This is a genomic window from Lachnospira hominis (ex Hitch et al. 2025) (assembly GCF_040096395.1).
GTDB lineage: Bacteria > Bacillota > Clostridia > Lachnospirales > Lachnospiraceae > Lachnospira > Lachnospira hominis.
In genome coordinates, this window is sequence record NZ_JBBMES010000004.1 from 1 (window position 1) to 15528 (window position 15528).

General features: G+C 34.1%; 19 protein-coding genes. 17 read left to right on the forward strand and 2 right to left on the reverse strand.

Annotated features, from left to right (window positions below):
- Window positions 1-146: 146 nt before the first annotated feature.
- The gene (locus WMO38_RS04990) at window positions 147-437 is read left to right on the forward strand and encodes a hypothetical protein (protein ID WP_349161779.1); all 291 of its coding nucleotides are present in this window, start codon (window positions 147-149) and stop codon (window positions 435-437) included.
- A gap of 42 nt (window positions 438-479) precedes the next feature.
- On the opposite strand, the gene WMO38_RS04995 is transcribed toward WMO38_RS04990, so the two are convergent.
- A complete protein-coding gene (locus WMO38_RS04995) occupies window positions 480-1175 on the reverse strand; it encodes a Pr6Pr family membrane protein (RefSeq protein WP_349161780.1) in 696 nt (231 codons plus the stop codon).
- 184 nt (window positions 1176-1359) lie between these two features.
- Between WMO38_RS04995 and WMO38_RS05000 the strand changes: the two genes are divergently transcribed.
- Genes WMO38_RS05000 through WMO38_RS05010 form a run of 3 tightly spaced genes read left to right on the forward strand, consistent with a single transcriptional unit; the run spans window position 1360 to window position 3543 of the window.
- The gene (locus WMO38_RS05000; protein ID WP_349161781.1) at window positions 1360-2184 is read left to right on the forward strand and encodes an NUDIX hydrolase; all 825 of its coding nucleotides are present in this window, start codon (window positions 1360-1362) and stop codon (window positions 2182-2184) included.
- A gap of 16 nt (window positions 2185-2200) precedes the next feature.
- Window positions 2201-2731, forward strand: coding sequence for a cysteine hydrolase family protein (locus WMO38_RS05005; protein WP_021865512.1), 531 nt, complete (start codon window positions 2201-2203; stop codon window positions 2729-2731).
- Window positions 2732-2745: 14 nt separating this feature from the next.
- Window positions 2746-3543 (forward strand): DNA alkylation repair protein, encoded by a 798-nt coding sequence (locus WMO38_RS05010; RefSeq protein WP_349161782.1) that lies wholly within the window; start codon window positions 2746-2748, stop codon window positions 3541-3543.
- A 150-nt stretch (window positions 3544-3693) separates the two neighbouring features.
- On the opposite strand, the gene ftsZ is transcribed toward WMO38_RS05010, so the two are convergent.
- On the reverse strand, window positions 3694-4839 hold the full coding sequence (gene ftsZ, locus WMO38_RS05015; RefSeq protein WP_349161783.1) for a cell division protein FtsZ: 1146 nt from the start codon (window positions 4837-4839) through the stop codon (window positions 3694-3696).
- A 161-nt stretch (window positions 4840-5000) separates the two neighbouring features.
- Between ftsZ and WMO38_RS05020 the strand changes: the two genes are divergently transcribed.
- From WMO38_RS05020 to WMO38_RS05080, 13 genes are all read left to right on the forward strand, one after another.
- Window positions 5001-5405, forward strand: a complete 405-nt coding sequence (locus WMO38_RS05020; RefSeq protein WP_186836951.1) for a helix-turn-helix domain-containing protein — start codon at window positions 5001-5003, stop codon at window positions 5403-5405.
- 8 nt (window positions 5406-5413) lie between these two features.
- Window positions 5414-5839, forward strand: a complete 426-nt coding sequence (locus WMO38_RS05025) for an ImmA/IrrE family metallo-endopeptidase (RefSeq protein WP_021865508.1) — start codon at window positions 5414-5416, stop codon at window positions 5837-5839.
- A gap of 15 nt (window positions 5840-5854) precedes the next feature.
- Window positions 5855-6850 (forward strand): N-acetylmuramoyl-L-alanine amidase family protein, encoded by a 996-nt coding sequence (locus tag WMO38_RS05030; RefSeq protein WP_349161784.1) that lies wholly within the window; start codon window positions 5855-5857, stop codon window positions 6848-6850.
- Between the two features lie 45 nt (window positions 6851-6895).
- Window positions 6896-8188, forward strand: coding sequence for a DNA recombination protein RmuC (locus WMO38_RS05035; RefSeq protein WP_349161785.1), 1293 nt, complete (start codon window positions 6896-6898; stop codon window positions 8186-8188).
- A gap of 143 nt (window positions 8189-8331) precedes the next feature.
- The gene (locus WMO38_RS05040; RefSeq protein WP_349161786.1) at window positions 8332-9660 is read left to right on the forward strand and encodes an MATE family efflux transporter; all 1329 of its coding nucleotides are present in this window, start codon (window positions 8332-8334) and stop codon (window positions 9658-9660) included.
- 98 nt (window positions 9661-9758) lie between these two features.
- Window positions 9759-11039, forward strand: coding sequence for a diaminopimelate decarboxylase (locus WMO38_RS05045; RefSeq protein ID WP_349161787.1), 1281 nt, complete (start codon window positions 9759-9761; stop codon window positions 11037-11039).
- 53 nt (window positions 11040-11092) lie between these two features.
- Window positions 11093-12478, forward strand: coding sequence for a hypothetical protein (locus WMO38_RS05050; RefSeq protein WP_349161788.1), 1386 nt, complete (start codon window positions 11093-11095; stop codon window positions 12476-12478).
- Window positions 12479-12496: 18 nt separating this feature from the next.
- Window positions 12497-12838 carry a hypothetical protein gene (locus tag WMO38_RS05055; RefSeq protein WP_021865500.1) on the forward strand — a complete coding sequence of 114 codons (342 nt, stop codon included), beginning with the start codon at window positions 12497-12499 and terminating at the stop codon, window positions 12836-12838.
- A complete protein-coding gene (locus tag WMO38_RS05060; RefSeq protein WP_349161789.1) occupies window positions 12835-13809 on the forward strand; it encodes a hypothetical protein in 975 nt (324 codons plus the stop codon). Before WMO38_RS05055 ends, WMO38_RS05060 begins: the two co-directional genes overlap by 4 nt.
- A gap of 44 nt (window positions 13810-13853) precedes the next feature.
- Window positions 13854-14258 carry a GerW family sporulation protein gene (locus WMO38_RS05065; protein ID WP_021865498.1) on the forward strand — a complete coding sequence of 135 codons (405 nt, stop codon included), beginning with the start codon at window positions 13854-13856 and terminating at the stop codon, window positions 14256-14258.
- Between the two features lie 83 nt (window positions 14259-14341).
- Complete coding sequence (locus tag WMO38_RS05070) at window positions 14342-14485, forward strand: hypothetical protein (protein ID WP_021865497.1); 144 nt, start codon at window positions 14342-14344, stop codon at window positions 14483-14485.
- 169 nt (window positions 14486-14654) lie between these two features.
- Entirely contained in the window at window positions 14655-14840 is a 186-nt protein-coding gene (gene rpmB, locus WMO38_RS05075; RefSeq protein WP_021865496.1) for a 50S ribosomal protein L28, read from the forward strand.
- A gap of 232 nt (window positions 14841-15072) precedes the next feature.
- Window positions 15073-15432 (forward strand): Asp23/Gls24 family envelope stress response protein, encoded by a 360-nt coding sequence (locus WMO38_RS05080; RefSeq protein WP_021865495.1) that lies wholly within the window; start codon window positions 15073-15075, stop codon window positions 15430-15432.
- The last annotated feature ends 96 nt before the right edge of the window (window positions 15433-15528 follow it).

The following is a 15528-nucleotide window of genomic DNA, read 5'->3' on the forward strand; positions in this document are numbered from 1 at the left end:
TACTTATAACATATGTTTTAAAAGTATGCAAGTAATATTTAAAATAAATAAATAATATTAATACTTGCAATTATAGATAAGTTATGTTAGTATTGAAATATAAAGAGGCGATTGGATTAATAATATGAATAGAATGGATATAAAAAATGACTAAGGTAAGAGTGCTAGCTGAATATGCAAGTAACAGATTGGCAGAAATATATGAAGAACGTAGTATTAATAGTATGAGATGGTTTATTCTGCCAAATAAAGAGGCTATTCATGTGGATATTGTGACAAGTGATTTGCTTGTGATAGAATTTGCTGATAATGAGGAAAAAGCTAAAATATATATGGCTGACGACGGACAAACATATTATATAGGTGATTACGCCACACCTGATGAATTGTTTATTGCAATGATGAAAGAAATAGAATATGAATTAAAAACGTCATAGGCTTGATGACAAATGACGTTTTTATCTATAAAGTTATCATATTCAATTCTTTTTTTGTTTGTTAATTGTAAGGTATAAAAGTCCTATGCCTATGAAAATTAATAAAAGCAATATTATCATGTATGCAACGCCTATTCCAAGTGTTTCAGTACTCATCCGGCTTAAATCCCATCCGAACCATCCGGTAGGAGCATTATAATTAAGAAAATTATATGGTGCTGTCATTGTTTGATACCAACGTACGCCGGTTAAAGCAAGGATGTATACGAATCCGACATAGCAAAGAGGTGGAATGACGGCATATATGGCGTATATTTTTTTTGATTTGAATCCTTTATCAAATAGAAGAAAATCAGCTATAGCGAATAGTGGACCTACAAAATGTACACCGAAACTTCCGGCATGATTGCGAAAATATGCACCGATAAGTCCATCTTCAGATGTGGGACCAAGAATCAACATGTAAACAAGAAATGTAAGTGTGATTGAAAGTGTCATAAGAAATTTTAATATATATAATTTGTTATTTTTGTAATCTTTGCCTGTTTTAAGCAGAATAATATCTAACACAATAAATATTATAAGAATTATGTCCAATGCGACATTTGACAATGTTGTAAAAAATGTAAAAGACATAATGTTATCAATTGTAAATATTAATCCATATAACGATGCAACAAGTGAGATGGATTTTAAAACAATGCTTATAATTAAAGATTTTTTATTTGTAGTGGACATGTTTATTTTAGCCTCCAAATATTTGATTATCAAATTATAATACATTTGTGAATATATTGCAATATTACAAAAATAAGATATAAATTTCTGATGCATCAGATAATATATTGACCTGGATTAAGATTAGTGATACTCTTTTTTTTAAAAGTAGTGAAATAATACCTTTGCATGGAGGGCAGCATTTATGGGAGAAATAAGAAATAAAGATGGATTGACAGAGGAAGAATTTTTAAAACAATACAAGCCGTCAAAGTATGAAAGACCAAGTGTTACGGTTGATATGCTGATTTTGTGTATGAGCAGATATCTTGATAATCTGAAAGTATTATTAATTCAGAGAAAAAATCATCCATATATTAACTGCTGGGCTTTGGCGGGAGGATTTGTAGGAATTCATGAATCAACTTATGATGCGGCTTGCAGGGAATTACAGGAAGAGACAGGATTAGTAACAAATACATATCTAGAGCAGTTGTATACAATGAGTAATCCTGACAGAGACCCAAGAATGCGTGTTATAGATGTAGCATATATAACATTGATGAGAGAACAGCCAGTGCTGGCAGGAGATGATGCGAAAAAATCACTATGGTTTGATATTAGTTTGCATGATGATATTTTGGAACTTAAAAATGAAGAAGAAAATATTAATATAAAATATTGTCTGCATAAAAAAATATTTAAAAATGGTGTGGTGGATACGACAGGGTACACGCAGGAAAGCATAACAGATGAAAAATTGGCATTTGACCATAATGAAATAATATTAGAAGGATTATTAAGATTAAAAAATAAAATTTTATATAGTGATATTGCTTTTAATCTGCTACCTGAAGAATTTACACTCCCAGATGTTAAAAGGGTGTATGAAGTGATTCTGGGGAAAGAATTGTATAAATCGAATTTTAATGCAAATATAAAATCTAAATTAATATCAACAGATTGTAAAATTACATCTATGATAAAAGGCGGAAAAAAAGCAGCTGGTTATAAATATAAAGGACAATGATTTAAGGAGAACAGTTATGAAAATTTTAGTTATTGTAGATATGCAGAATGATTTTACATCAGGAGTATTGGGGAATAATGAGTGCGAAGAAGCGGTTTCAAAGGTTGTAGAAGTTATAAATGAGGATAATTATGATAAGATTTTTCTTACAAGGGATACACATCAAAAAAATTATCTTGAAACTCAAGAGGGACGGAATTTACCAGTTGAACATTGCATAGAGGGAACAATTGGCTGGCAGATTAGAGAAGAGATTATGAAAGCTGTCAGCGACAATAATTTTTGCATTATAGATAAGCCTGTTTTTGGTTCCCTCAAACTTGCAGAAGATATAAAAACGGAATATGAAAATAAGCAGGATAATCTTGAAATTGTTCTTGTGGGTGTGTGTACGGGGATTTGTGTTATCAGTAATGCAATGCTGTTGAAGGCAGCTTTGCCTGAAGCTGTAATTACAGTTAAGGCAGATGCATGTGCCTGTGTAACACCCGAATCGCATAAAATAGCATTGGATGCAATGAAAATGTGCCAGATTAATATTGATTGAAATTCGGAGAAATTATGCTTAAATATATACGTGATGAACTGGTATCAATGACAGATAAAGGAAATTATCAAACATTTACATCTTCACTCATTCCGGGGTGTAATAATATTATCGGTGTGCGTCAGCCGGCACTGAAAAAATATGCAAAACAGCTTGTGAAAGAAAATGAGGATTTTAGAAAACTTCTTACGGAGCCTGATTTATACTATGAGGAAACCCTTCTAAGAGGTTATATCATAGGAATGGGTACCGCGAAAGAAAAAGATTTTGACAAAGCTCTTGAAGATTTAAAGAAATTTATTCCGCTTATTGATAATTGGGCTGTTAATGATGGATTTTGTGTGGAATTCAGAATTATGGATAAATACAGACAGGAATTTCTGCCGTTTTTGGAAAAATGTATATTGTCGGAAGATGAATTTGAGGCAAGAGCCGGACTTATAATGCTTCTTGACCATTATATTAAGGTTGATGCCGACGGCAATAAAAAGCCGAGAATGAAAAAAGTTATGCTTGAAGATATAGGCATGTGTGGTGAAAATAATAAAAAAGAAGAGCAGGGAATGTACATAGATAAAATTCTTTTACTTGTGAACCGTGATTTTTCTTCAAACGGATATTATACTCAGATGGCGGCAGGATGGCTTCTAGCAGAGTGTTTTGTTACATTTCCGTTAGATACATGGCGTTATCTTACGGATAAAGAAAATATGAAACTTGATAATGTTTCATACAAAAAAGCAATAAGAAAAATATGTGAGTCGCTCACACCGGATGATGAAGTTAAAAAAGTGGTGAGAGAGCTTGCGTGATGATGCTGTAAAGAGTTTGTGTAATGACGCAAAACTGAGAGGCGGTTTTGGGGTGAGTTTGTATGAAATCAGTATGTATGTTATTATATATAAATATATGTTCTGTAGTAACAGCCGTGATTAAATTAAAAATCGCGGCTGTTATCGTTTTTATCGCATTCTTGACTGTAAAAATGCCGGTATTACAAGTTCAGTTTCTTTTTTGTGTGCATTGTTTTTAAGCGTGTCAAATACAGGAATATCAGAATTGCTGGTATAAATGTTTTTCGTGTCATGTTTCGGAACGTAAGCCTTGTCGTAAGCCATATTTGAATCGGATTTTGAGGCAGATACATTTTCAAGTCCGGTTGCAATAATTGTAATAACAGAATTTTTATTATCGTTTAACTGTTCTTCACTTGAGACAGTTCCCCACATTATTTTTGCATCTTTTCCTGCAATTTCCTGGATGTACTGGATTGCATTGTTTAATTCTATAAGATTGACGTCTCCGGATGAATTAATCATTACATATTTGGCATTTGTAAGATTAGTGTTAAGGAGCGGCGAATTTACTGCCTGTTTTACCGCATCTGTTATTGATGTATTTTCGTCTGCATAGCCGATTCCCAGATGTCCGTAACCTTTGTCACCAAGAACTGTTTTTAAATCATTAAAGTCAAGATTGACAGTACCACAGTTGAATACAATATTTGTTATTGTGTCAATGGCATTTTTAAGCACAGAATCTGCAAGAGAAAAAGCTGCGGACATAGTAACAATTTTTTCATTGCACGAAAGAAGTTTGTCGTTGGAAATTACAAGCAGTGTGTCAATGCATTTTTCGAGATTTTCAATTCCGGCATTTGCAATGTTTGTACGATTAGGATTTTCAAAATTGAAAGGAGTTGTGACAACAGCTACTGTAAGTATTCCCATATCTTTACATATTTTAGAAATGTAGGGAAGTGCACCGGTACCTGTCCCGCCACCCATTCCTGCAGTCAGGATAACCATATTTGCATCGTTTACAAGTTCCTTGATTTCATCGGTACTTTCTTCGGCAGCGGCATATGCAATCTCAGGATTTCCTCCTGCACCGAATCCATTTGTCAATTTTTTACCGATTGTAAGACAGATATCGGCATTTGATTTGTCAAGAACCATCTGGTCGGTGTTTATGGCAATAAACTGAATTGGAAAAGGGGTTTCGTGAGAAAGCCTGTTTACAGCGTTGTTGCCACAGCCGCCGACACCTATAACTTTAATTACAGGCATATTTGATGAAGCATATTTTAAGTCTGTTATTTCAAGCATATTTAACCTCCTGAAGTTTGCATAAATGCGAATTTATAATTTGCAATATAATGCATTTATGCTAAAATGTCAATGATAATATGCAAAAACGCAAAAAATAATTGCGAAAATGCAAAAATAGGTGTATGATTTTAATAGAAAAATGCAGCAGGAGATTTATTATGGATTTAGGGAAAAGATTGAAAGCAAAAAGAAAAGAAAAAAATATATCTGCCGAATATCTTGCAAAAGAATTGGGGATTTCAGTGTCAACCGTTTACAGATATGAGGATTCAAGCATATTAAAGATTCCTGTATCAACTTTTGAAAAAATGTGTGATATTCTGGGAACAACACCGGCACAAATGATGGGAAATGTTCCTGAAAAAACAGTTGATATAAAAAGCGGTAATGATTTACCTGTGAATTTTGATAATCCAAAAGATGCTATGGAATTTCTTTTGAAGCTGCCGACAGTGGCGGCTTATGGCGGATATGATCCGTCAAAGATGGATGACGAGACAATGGTGGCATTTGCAAATGAAATTTTACAGCAGTTACAACTTGTGAGTTACAAATACAGGTAGGTGGAAAAATGAGAGCAAAAGAAATAAAAAATCTCGCAGAGGATTTACGAGAAAATTACAATACGAGAAATCCATTTGAACTGGCGGATAAGTTTGGCATAAAAGTGCTTATAAGCAAAGTGCTTCCGGCGGATAAAAAGGCGTATACAATAAAATCAGATAATTATCCTACAATTATAATTGTCAACGGCAGATATGAGTATAAAAGTCAGATGGTGCTTTGTGCACATGAGCTGGGGCATGCACTTCTTCATTCAGATGCGGTCAACAATTTCGCAGTTACAAGTAAAAATGCTTTTAAAAATGTTGAATATGAAGCGAATCTTTTTGCAGTATCATTGCTTTTTGATGAAGAAGATTTTAATATAAAAATGCTCAATATGAGCAATTACCTGTTAAAACAGGTTTTAGATTACAATATAGAGGAAAAATAGGGGAGTAGTTATATTGTGAAAAATAGAATTTTTAGTTATATTTTAATTTTGACTTTATTAATCGTGACTGCCGGTTGTGGAAGTAAAAAGCAGGCAGAATTAAATACACAGAATGTAGTCGAAACAACAGCTTCCGATATTGCACTGACAGAAAAACAAACTGAAACTGAAAGTATAAAAGAAACAGAAAGTGAAAATATGACAGAAGAATCAAGTGAAGAAAATGTCGATATACAGGAAGAAGTTGATGAAGATTCAACAGTAGAAGATTCAGATGATACATATTATGAGGAATATGAGGAAGAATCACGAAACGATGAGACTCCAGGGGAAAGCAGACCGATAATAATATGTATAGACCCCGGACATGGCGGAGATAACGATGAGGGCACAAAAGAAACTTATGACGGAAAGCTTGTTATGGAAAAAGACTTAAATTACAGGATTGCGACAAGTTTAAAGTCTTATCTTGAGCAGTATGACGGAATCAAAGTTATACTTACAAGAAATGAAAATCAGGGGCTTGGCCTTATTCAGAGGATTGATTATGCTGTTGCAAATGAAGCAGATTATTTTATATCAGTCCATGTAAACAGCAGAAGCACTGACGAAGTAAATTCGCATGGATGTATGGTTCTTATGAGCTGCAGCAGATATCAGCCTGCAAATACAAAAGTCGGAAGTCTTTATGACACAGAAAGAGGAATGGCATTGTCTGTGATTTCAAAGCTTAACCGGCTTGGGTTACCAATAGCAAATGACTGGAATACAGAAAATACACAGGGAATTCTGCAGAGGGTAAATACCGTAGGTGCGACATATCCCGATGGCTCACAGGCTGATTATTATACACTTCTTTATTGCGGAACCGAAGCCGGACTTCCAACGATAATTATTGAACATGCTTTTTTAAGTAATGAAAATGATTACAGGAATTTTCTTTGCACTAATGATAAACTTGATGCATTGGCAAAAGCGGATGCTGAAGGCATAATTGAATCAATACGTTAAGCCGCGTGACATACAGCATGCAGTAATAAAGAAAGGATTAAAGATATGCAATTTATTATTCTCATGTGCTGTGTTGTAAGCATAATAATTTCGGTTTTATGTTTAACAGTAAGCATGAAAAATAAAAATACTGATGAATATAAAAGAGTTAATCAGCAGCTTGATATGATGTCACAGACGTTTGCAGCACAGATTTCTACACTTTATGACCAGCTTAACCGTCAGAATAACCTTATGGTTAATAATATAACAGCACTTGGCAGGGAGTTAAGAGAGTCACAGGAAACACAGCAGGGCAGGGCGAAAGAGCAGCTTGTAAATGTGCAGAATGAAATGAAAGAATTAAGAAAAGAAAACAGGGAGATTCTTGATAAAATCCGTGAAGACACATTGGGTACACTTGACAGCATGAGAAAATCCAACTGGGAAAGCCTTGAACAGTTAAGGAATGATAATCAGAAGAGTCTTGATAAAATTAATGATACTGTAAATGAAAAACTGCAAAAAACACTTGATGATAAGATTTCACAGTCGTTTGAAGCTGTAAATAAGCGTCTGGCTGAAGTTTACGAAGGCCTCGGTGAGATGAAAAAAGTTGCATCGGGAGTTACCGATCTTAAAAATGTACTTTCAAATGTAAAGACAAGAGGAATTATGGGAGAGATTCAGCTTGCATCAATATTAGGTGAGATACTTGCACCTGAACAGTTCGCAGAGCAGGTTGTGCTTGTTCCGGGTAAAAATGAAAAAGTTGATTTTGCCGTAAAACTTCCGGGGGCATCTGCTGACAAAACAGTATATCTTCCTATTGATTCAAAATTTCCGGGTGATACATATGCCAATCTTATGTCGGCCTATGAAAATGGCGATGTAGATGATATAAAGCAAAAGAGAATTCTTCTTGTAAATGAGATAAAAAAATGTGCAAAAAGCATACATGATAAATATATTATTCCGCCATATACAACTGATTTTGCAATAATGTTTCTTCCTTTTGAGGGACTTTATGCAGAAGTTGTAAATATGGGGCTTGTGGAAGATTTACAGAAAAATTACAAAGTAAATATTGCAGGACCATCTACCATGGCGGCAATGCTTAACAGCCTTCAGATGGGATTCAGAACACTTGCAATACAGAAAAAAAGTGGGGAAGTCTGGAAAATACTTGAATCTGCCAAGAAAGAATTTGAGACATTTGAGGATGTACTTAACAAAACACGCAGCAGATTAAGACAGGCTGACGAAGAACTTGAGAAGCTTATCGGAGTCCGTACAAGAGCGATTAATCGTAAGCTCACTAATGTTACAGTTCTGGATGAACCGCAGGAGCTTGATTAAGAATACTTAATTCAGAGAAATAATAAGTTTGATGCATTTGATATACAGGAATTAAAAAAGATGTTCAGGCTCTCTTTTGAACATGTAAAACAACTTGAAAAGTTAGTTGGTAAAATAAGTGACAATAGTAAAGGAGAAGATGAATGAAAATTCAGTTATCAGATCATTTTTCATATAGCAAACTTATAAAATTTACACTTCCAACAATAGCAATGATGATATTTACATCAATTTATGGTGTTGTAGATGGTGTCTTTGTTTCAAACTGTGTCGGAAGTGATGCTTTTGCGGCTGTTAATCTGATTATGCCTATAATTATGATACTTGGTTCTGTCGGATTTATGATAGGAACAGGAGGGAGTGCCATTGTATCAAAGACACTGGGAGAAGGCAAGAAAGAAAAGGCTAACGAGTATTTTTCAATGCTTGTATATCTGTGTGTTGTATCAGGCGTAATATTGTCTGTTATAGGTATAATATTTACAGAACCGATTGCTGTTTTACTCGGTGCTAAGGGAAGTATAGCAAAAGACTGTGTGACATATGGCAGAACTGTGTTTTTTATGCTTACGGGCTTGTTTTTGCAAAATGCATTCCAGAGTTTTCTTGTTGTTGCCGAAAAGCCCAAGCTTGGACTGTTTGTAACGCTACTTGCCGGATTTACTAATATGTTTCTGGACTTTTTATTTGTATATGTATTACGGTTTGGCGTTTTTGGTGCGGCACTTGCAACAGGAATAAGCCAGTTTGTCGGTTCTGTAATTCCGATTATATATTTTGCCGGTGGTAAAAATAATGTACTTAAACTGACAAAATGCCGTTTTAACAAAGATATAATTATAAAGACATGTATTAACGGTTCATCAGAAATGGTCACCAATATGTCAATGTCTCTTGTAAATATTCTGTATAATATGCAGCTTATGAAATATATAGGTACTAATGGAGTTGTTGCATACGGAATAATTATGTATGTGGGATTTATATTTGTGGGAACATATATGGGATACGCTGTTGGTTCTGCTCCTGTTATAAGTTATCATTACGGTGCAGGTAATAAAGATGAACTTAAAAATCTTTTCAAAAGAAGTCTTACTATAATAATTGTAAGTTCTGTTGTCATGACACTTATTGCTGAAATTATTGCTGGTTATCTTGCAGGAATATTTGTAAGTTATGACAATAATCTGCTTGAGCTGACAACTGAGGCGATAAGAATATATGCTGTTTCATATCTTATAAGCGGTATAAATATATTTGCATCATCATTTTTTACTGCTTTAAATAATGGCGTTGTTTCAGCTGTTATTTCATTTATGAGAATGTTTGTATTCCAGATTGTCATGATTCTTTTCCTTCCGGTCGTTCTGGGAATCAGCGGAATATGGACTGCGGTGATTGCAGCAGAAGTTCTTTCTGTTGTAATAAGTGTGATGTTTCTTGTAAAAAACAGGAAAAAATACAGCTATTAAACTATTTTGTTTGACAAATATAGTCATGTAGGCTAAAATTTTACGCAGAGTTTTATACAAAAGATTTATATGGAATTGATGAGGAAGGAGCTTGTAAAATGGCAGAGAAAAAGACATTTGTAACATTGGAACAGTTGAAGGAGATTGATAAGACATATCCTACACCATATCATCTTTATGATGAAAAGGGCATCCGCGAGAATGCAAAGAAACTTAAAGAAGCATTTTCATGGAATAAAGGATACAGAGAATATTTCGCAATTAAAGCTACTCCAAATCCATACATACTTAAAATCTTAAAAGATTACGGCTGTGGAGTTGACTGTGCATCGATGACTGAACTTATGATGGCATATGCATTAGATTACAAACCGGAAGAGATTATGTTTTCTTCTAATGATACACCGGCAGAAGAATATGAATATGCAGCAAAGATTGGTGCAACAATCAACCTTGATGATATAACACATATTGATTTTCTTGATAAGATACTTGACGGAAAGTTCCCGGAGACAATGAGCTGCCGTTATAATCCGGGTGGATTTTTTAAGCTTGGTACTTCAATTATGGATAATCCGGGAGATGCCAAGTATGGTATGACTCATGAACAGATAATTGAGGCATTCAAGATTCTCAAGTCAAAAGGCGTTAAGCATTTTGGTATTCATTCATTCCTTGCAAGCAATACTGTAACTAATGAATATTATCCTACACTTGCCAAGATTTTATTTGAGCTTGCTGTTGAACTTAAAGAAAAAACAGGAGCAGATATCAAGTTTATCAATCTTTCAGGCGGTATCGGCGTTGATTACAAGCCAGAGCAGGAAAAGAATGATATTTCAATTATCGGTGCCAATGTACACAAGGTATATGATGAAGTATTAAAGCCGGCCGGAATGGACGATATTGCAATTTATACAGAGCTTGGACGTTTCATGCTTGCACCTTACGGATGCCTTGTGACTAAAGCAATACATGAAAAGCATACTCACAAAGAGTATATTGGTGTTGATGCATGTGCGGTAAATCTTATGAGACCGGCTATTTATGGCGCATATCATCATATCACTGTTGCCGGAAAGGAAAATGCACCTTGCGACCATGTTTATGATGTAACAGGTTCACTTTGTGAAAATAATGACAAATTTGCCATAGACAGAAAGCTTCCAAAGATTGATATGGGAGATTATCTCATTATTCATGATACAGGAGCACACGGATTCTCAATGGGATATAACTATAATGGTAAGCTTCGTTCAGCAGAGCTTCTCTTAAAAGAAAATGGTGATGTCCAGATGATAAGAAGAGCAGAGACTCCAAAGGATTATTTTGCAACATTTGATTTCAGCGATGCATTGGATAAGCTTAATCTTAAATAAAATAGTTAATCCGGATAATCTCAATTTTAAAATAAAAATTAAGGAACTTGATAATGAAAGATTTAAAATATATTGCAGGCGAAATAAGCAAAGGTAAAAATCTTGATATTAATCTTGAAAAATATGCGACGGGTATGTGTTCTTTTTACAATACCCTCGCATGTATAAAGCTGGCAATGAATTACTATACAGTATATGATATGTATAATGAACAGCCTGTAAAAGAACCTCTTTTTAATGAATGTTTCGAAGAATTTAATAGCCTTGTTGCAAAGATTGCAGCAAAAGAAGATATTGACATTAAAACTGTTGATGATTTAAGAAATAAGATTACGGGAATTATGGAAAGTGTAACTTCTTTTGTTGACAGATTAAGAATATATGAGCATGCATTAAACAGAATTGAATACAGATTCAGGGATGATAAGTTTGATAAAGAATATTATAATACGTATCTTACAAATGATTTGATGCATTATATATTATCTGATAAGGATAATGTGGTTATTCACAGTAAGATAGCAGAGGTTGTAGGCCAGCTTCCTATGAGATTGTCAAGAAATAAGTTTTATGAATATTTAAGAGATGCATTCTCTTTGTATCATGGTGCCCAGAAAGGCACAATTGATGATTTTGCCTATTCTTTAAAGACAACAGCCACAATACATAAGCCGGAAGGCTTTGATGAAATTATGCCTGAAATGCATGAACTTGTTGGTTTACTTGAAAATGCAGATTACACATCCCTTGACAAAGACGAGTACAAGAAACTTCATGATGCATTACAGATTGGTGCTGAAAAAGTAACAGATCTTGCAGATTATTTTGTACTTCTGGCACAGATGGTTAATGATTTGTATACAATACTACTCACAGGCGGATATACTGTCGGTGAGGTAGAGGAAACAAATCTTGCATTTTCTATTATAGAGCAGATTGTTATGGCACATAATGGAAAAGATGAACTTAGTGAGGACATTCTTGAAGATTTTACCCGGTTTGAGGGTAAACAGGAAAGAATTTTAAGTGTTATAAGCCAGTGCGATTATGCTGTTGATATGGTGATTGATGAGTATAAAGAGAAGGCAGAAAAATGCAATCTTCTTACAGTATACGAAGCACTTAAAAAGGTTTCACTTTTACAGTCCGGAAGCGATTTTGTTGAGCTTGAAAAAGATAAATCAAGTGAAGAAGTTCCACAGGATTCATATGCAGATGAGGTGTGCGAATCGCTTATTGATGATTTGAAAACATTTTTTGAAAGTGCAAGCGTTCCGGTCAGAAGAGCAGTGATGGCAACTTTGTTATCACAGCTTCCTGTATTTTTTAATAATACTGATGAAATTCAGAATTACATCAATGTTTCACTTATGCAATGTACTGATGAAGCCGAAGCAGCAGCTACGGTTGAGGTTTTGAAGCTTATAATTAATTCATAGATGGGACTGTGATATATAATGAGATGGTATAGAAACCTGTATCTGGGTGATAATGCTAAAAAAGCAAAATATAAAGTATTTGGTAGAATACGAAAAGGGAGATTTACATCGGATACATTTCTTATAACACTTCCTTCCTCTGAGGAAAATCTGCTTGATATAACATCAGCAAATTTTTTATTACAGCCATATTTCAAGAAGAAAATAAATCTTGATAAAATATATGTTGTGGGGCTTGCAAAAGGAAGAGAAGAGGCTTTATATCTTGTAAGAGATATAATTGATGAAGTGTATTCAAATACCAAAGGTTTTGACATAGCCGGATATCTGCATTTCGGGGTTGGGAGAAATAGAGAATGATTCATATATTGCTTCTGGTTTTAAAAATAATAGGGATTATTCTTCTTGTTATCCTGCTTGCGGCTATTGCGGTTATTATGGCAGTGCTTTTTGTTCCCGTAAGATATAATCTTACGGCAGAATATTATGATAATAAGCCTGATGTTAAGTTTAATGTTTCATGGCTTTTGCATCTTTTCAGGATTAATGGCCTATATAACAAAAATGACGGTTTCCTGATGAAAGTGAAAATTTTATTTTTTACACTTTATCCTAAAAACAAAAAGACAGATGCAGATGATAATGCAGTGAAAAAAAGCCATGAGAAAAAAACTGAAAAAAAAGGACAAACAGAACATAAAAGACATGAAAAGAATGTTTTTGACGATCTGCCTGATAAAGATGAACTTCAAGATAAACAGGAAGGCCCGTACCAGCAGGAAGTTTCTGTTGATGAATTAAAAAAGCCTGAAAATGTGTCACAAAAAATGATTGAGAAGAAAGATTCTTATTCTGAGACATGTAAAAAAACAGGAATCATGCAGAAAATTTCGGACATTTTTGATAAAATAAAAAGTATTGCAGTAAAAATAAAAGCCACTTTTAAAAATATAAAAAACAAACAGGAAAATTTAGCTGATAAAATCAGAAATTTTAATAGTAAAATAACAGATGAAAATAACAGAAAGCTTGCCGGCTTCCTATGGGAACAGACAAAGCTTGTTATTGCAAAGGTTAAGCCTTCAAAGTTTAAGGGGTATATCCGTTTTGGGTTTGAGGAGCCTGATATAACAGGCAGGGCTGCAATGTATGCAGCTGTCCTGTATGGCTTTCTGGGACTTGATTTTGATATAATTCCTGATTTTGAGAATGAGATTCTCGAAGGAGAGGTATATTTAAAAGGCAGCGTACAGCTGTTTGGAATAGTAGTTATAGCTTTAAGGGTATATACTAACGAATTATTCAAAAAGATAATTTTAAAGAAAAATTAATATTTTATCAAAGTTGGATAATAGTTAAAATAAAGGAGGATATTATGGCAGAAAATAAGAATAACTTTGATGCTACTGTGGCATCACTTTTTAAAGGGATGGATTCATTTGTATCAGCCAAGACGGTAGTGGGTGATGCTGTGACGGTAAATGATACAATCATTCTTCCGCTTGTTGATGTTTCATTTGGTGTTGGTGCCGGTGCATTTGCAGGTGAAAAGAAGAATAATGCCGGTGGTGCAATGACAGGGAAAATGTCACCAAGTGCTGTTCTTGTTATACAGAATGGTGCAACTAAGCTTGTAAATATCAAGAATCAGGATACTGTCACAAAAATTCTTGATATGGTTCCTGATATTATTGATAAATTCACAGGTAAATCAGGTAATGTGACAACTGATGATGACATTAATGATGCTATTGACGGAGTTGCAAAGGAATTTGAATAACAGATTTTAATAAATATATTTGAATAACAGATAAACTGTGTGCATATAATAAAGCAGGGAAATGTGCATTTTAGGAGAATGATATGTGTTGCAGAATGATTGGTTTTATACTTTTCTGGATTGCAATCGGAATGATAATTGCACTTTTTCTTGCTGAAAATATGTTTTTTTGCATATGTGTTATTATTGCACTCATATTGCTTGGATATAATATGTTTTGCAAATGATATATAAAAGCTGGAAAAAAGCAGAGCAGTAAAAATACATAAGTAAATTATGATGATATCAAACATTCGACAAACTTTTTTTAAAAAAGTATTGCATTTTGTCTTGTTGTCTGATACAATGTCTGTTGTTGTGGGTAAAAATAACCCAGCCGTAAGGAGGTGTAAATCAATGGCAAAATGTGCAATTTGCGAAAAAGGTGCTCATTTCGGTATAGCTGTGAGCCATTCTCATAGAAGAACTAATAAGAAGTGGAATTCTAATGTTAAGTCTGTAAGAGTTAATGTTAATGGAGCAGCTAAGAAGATGTACGTTTGTACTTCATGCTTACGTTCTGGATTAGTTGAACGTGCTTAATTTCATTCAGTAAGCATCTGCTATTAATTTTCGAAAATTTATAACAGTAAAAAGTGGATTGCTGTCAGCGACCCACTTTTTTCTTTTTAAACGGATATTAAACTGAGAATGAGCATTGTGCTTCTTAATAGAAGAAAAAGGGTTTATTTTTTGGTCAAAGCAATGTATAATAACATCAATGAAGTAGAATATAAATTCAGGTGTTTTATTACATCTGTGAATGGAGGTATATATGAAAGGTTATTTGGATGGTGAACTGGGGATGATTTCCATTGATTCAGAGGTGATTGCCAGATATGCAGGTTCTACTGCGGTGGAATGTTTCGGCATCGTCGGAATGGCAGCTGTCAGCATGAAAGACGGACTTGTCAAGCTTTTAAAGGGTGACAGCCTCACAAGAGGAATCAAAGTTGATATTGATGAAGATAATAAGATTACAATAGATTTCCATGTTATAGTTTCATATGGTGTAAGTATTCTTACAGTTGCTGATAATCTTATTGAAAATGTCAAGTATAAGGTTTGTGAATTCACAGGTCTTGAGATTAAAAAAATTAACATATTTGTTGAAGGTGTCAGAGTAATAGATTAACTGGCACATATATATATATTGATTCATATATATTGATTATTGCAGACAGACGTAAAGTTTGTCATTTGCCGTTGTATCGGCGGAATGGAGGAAAAT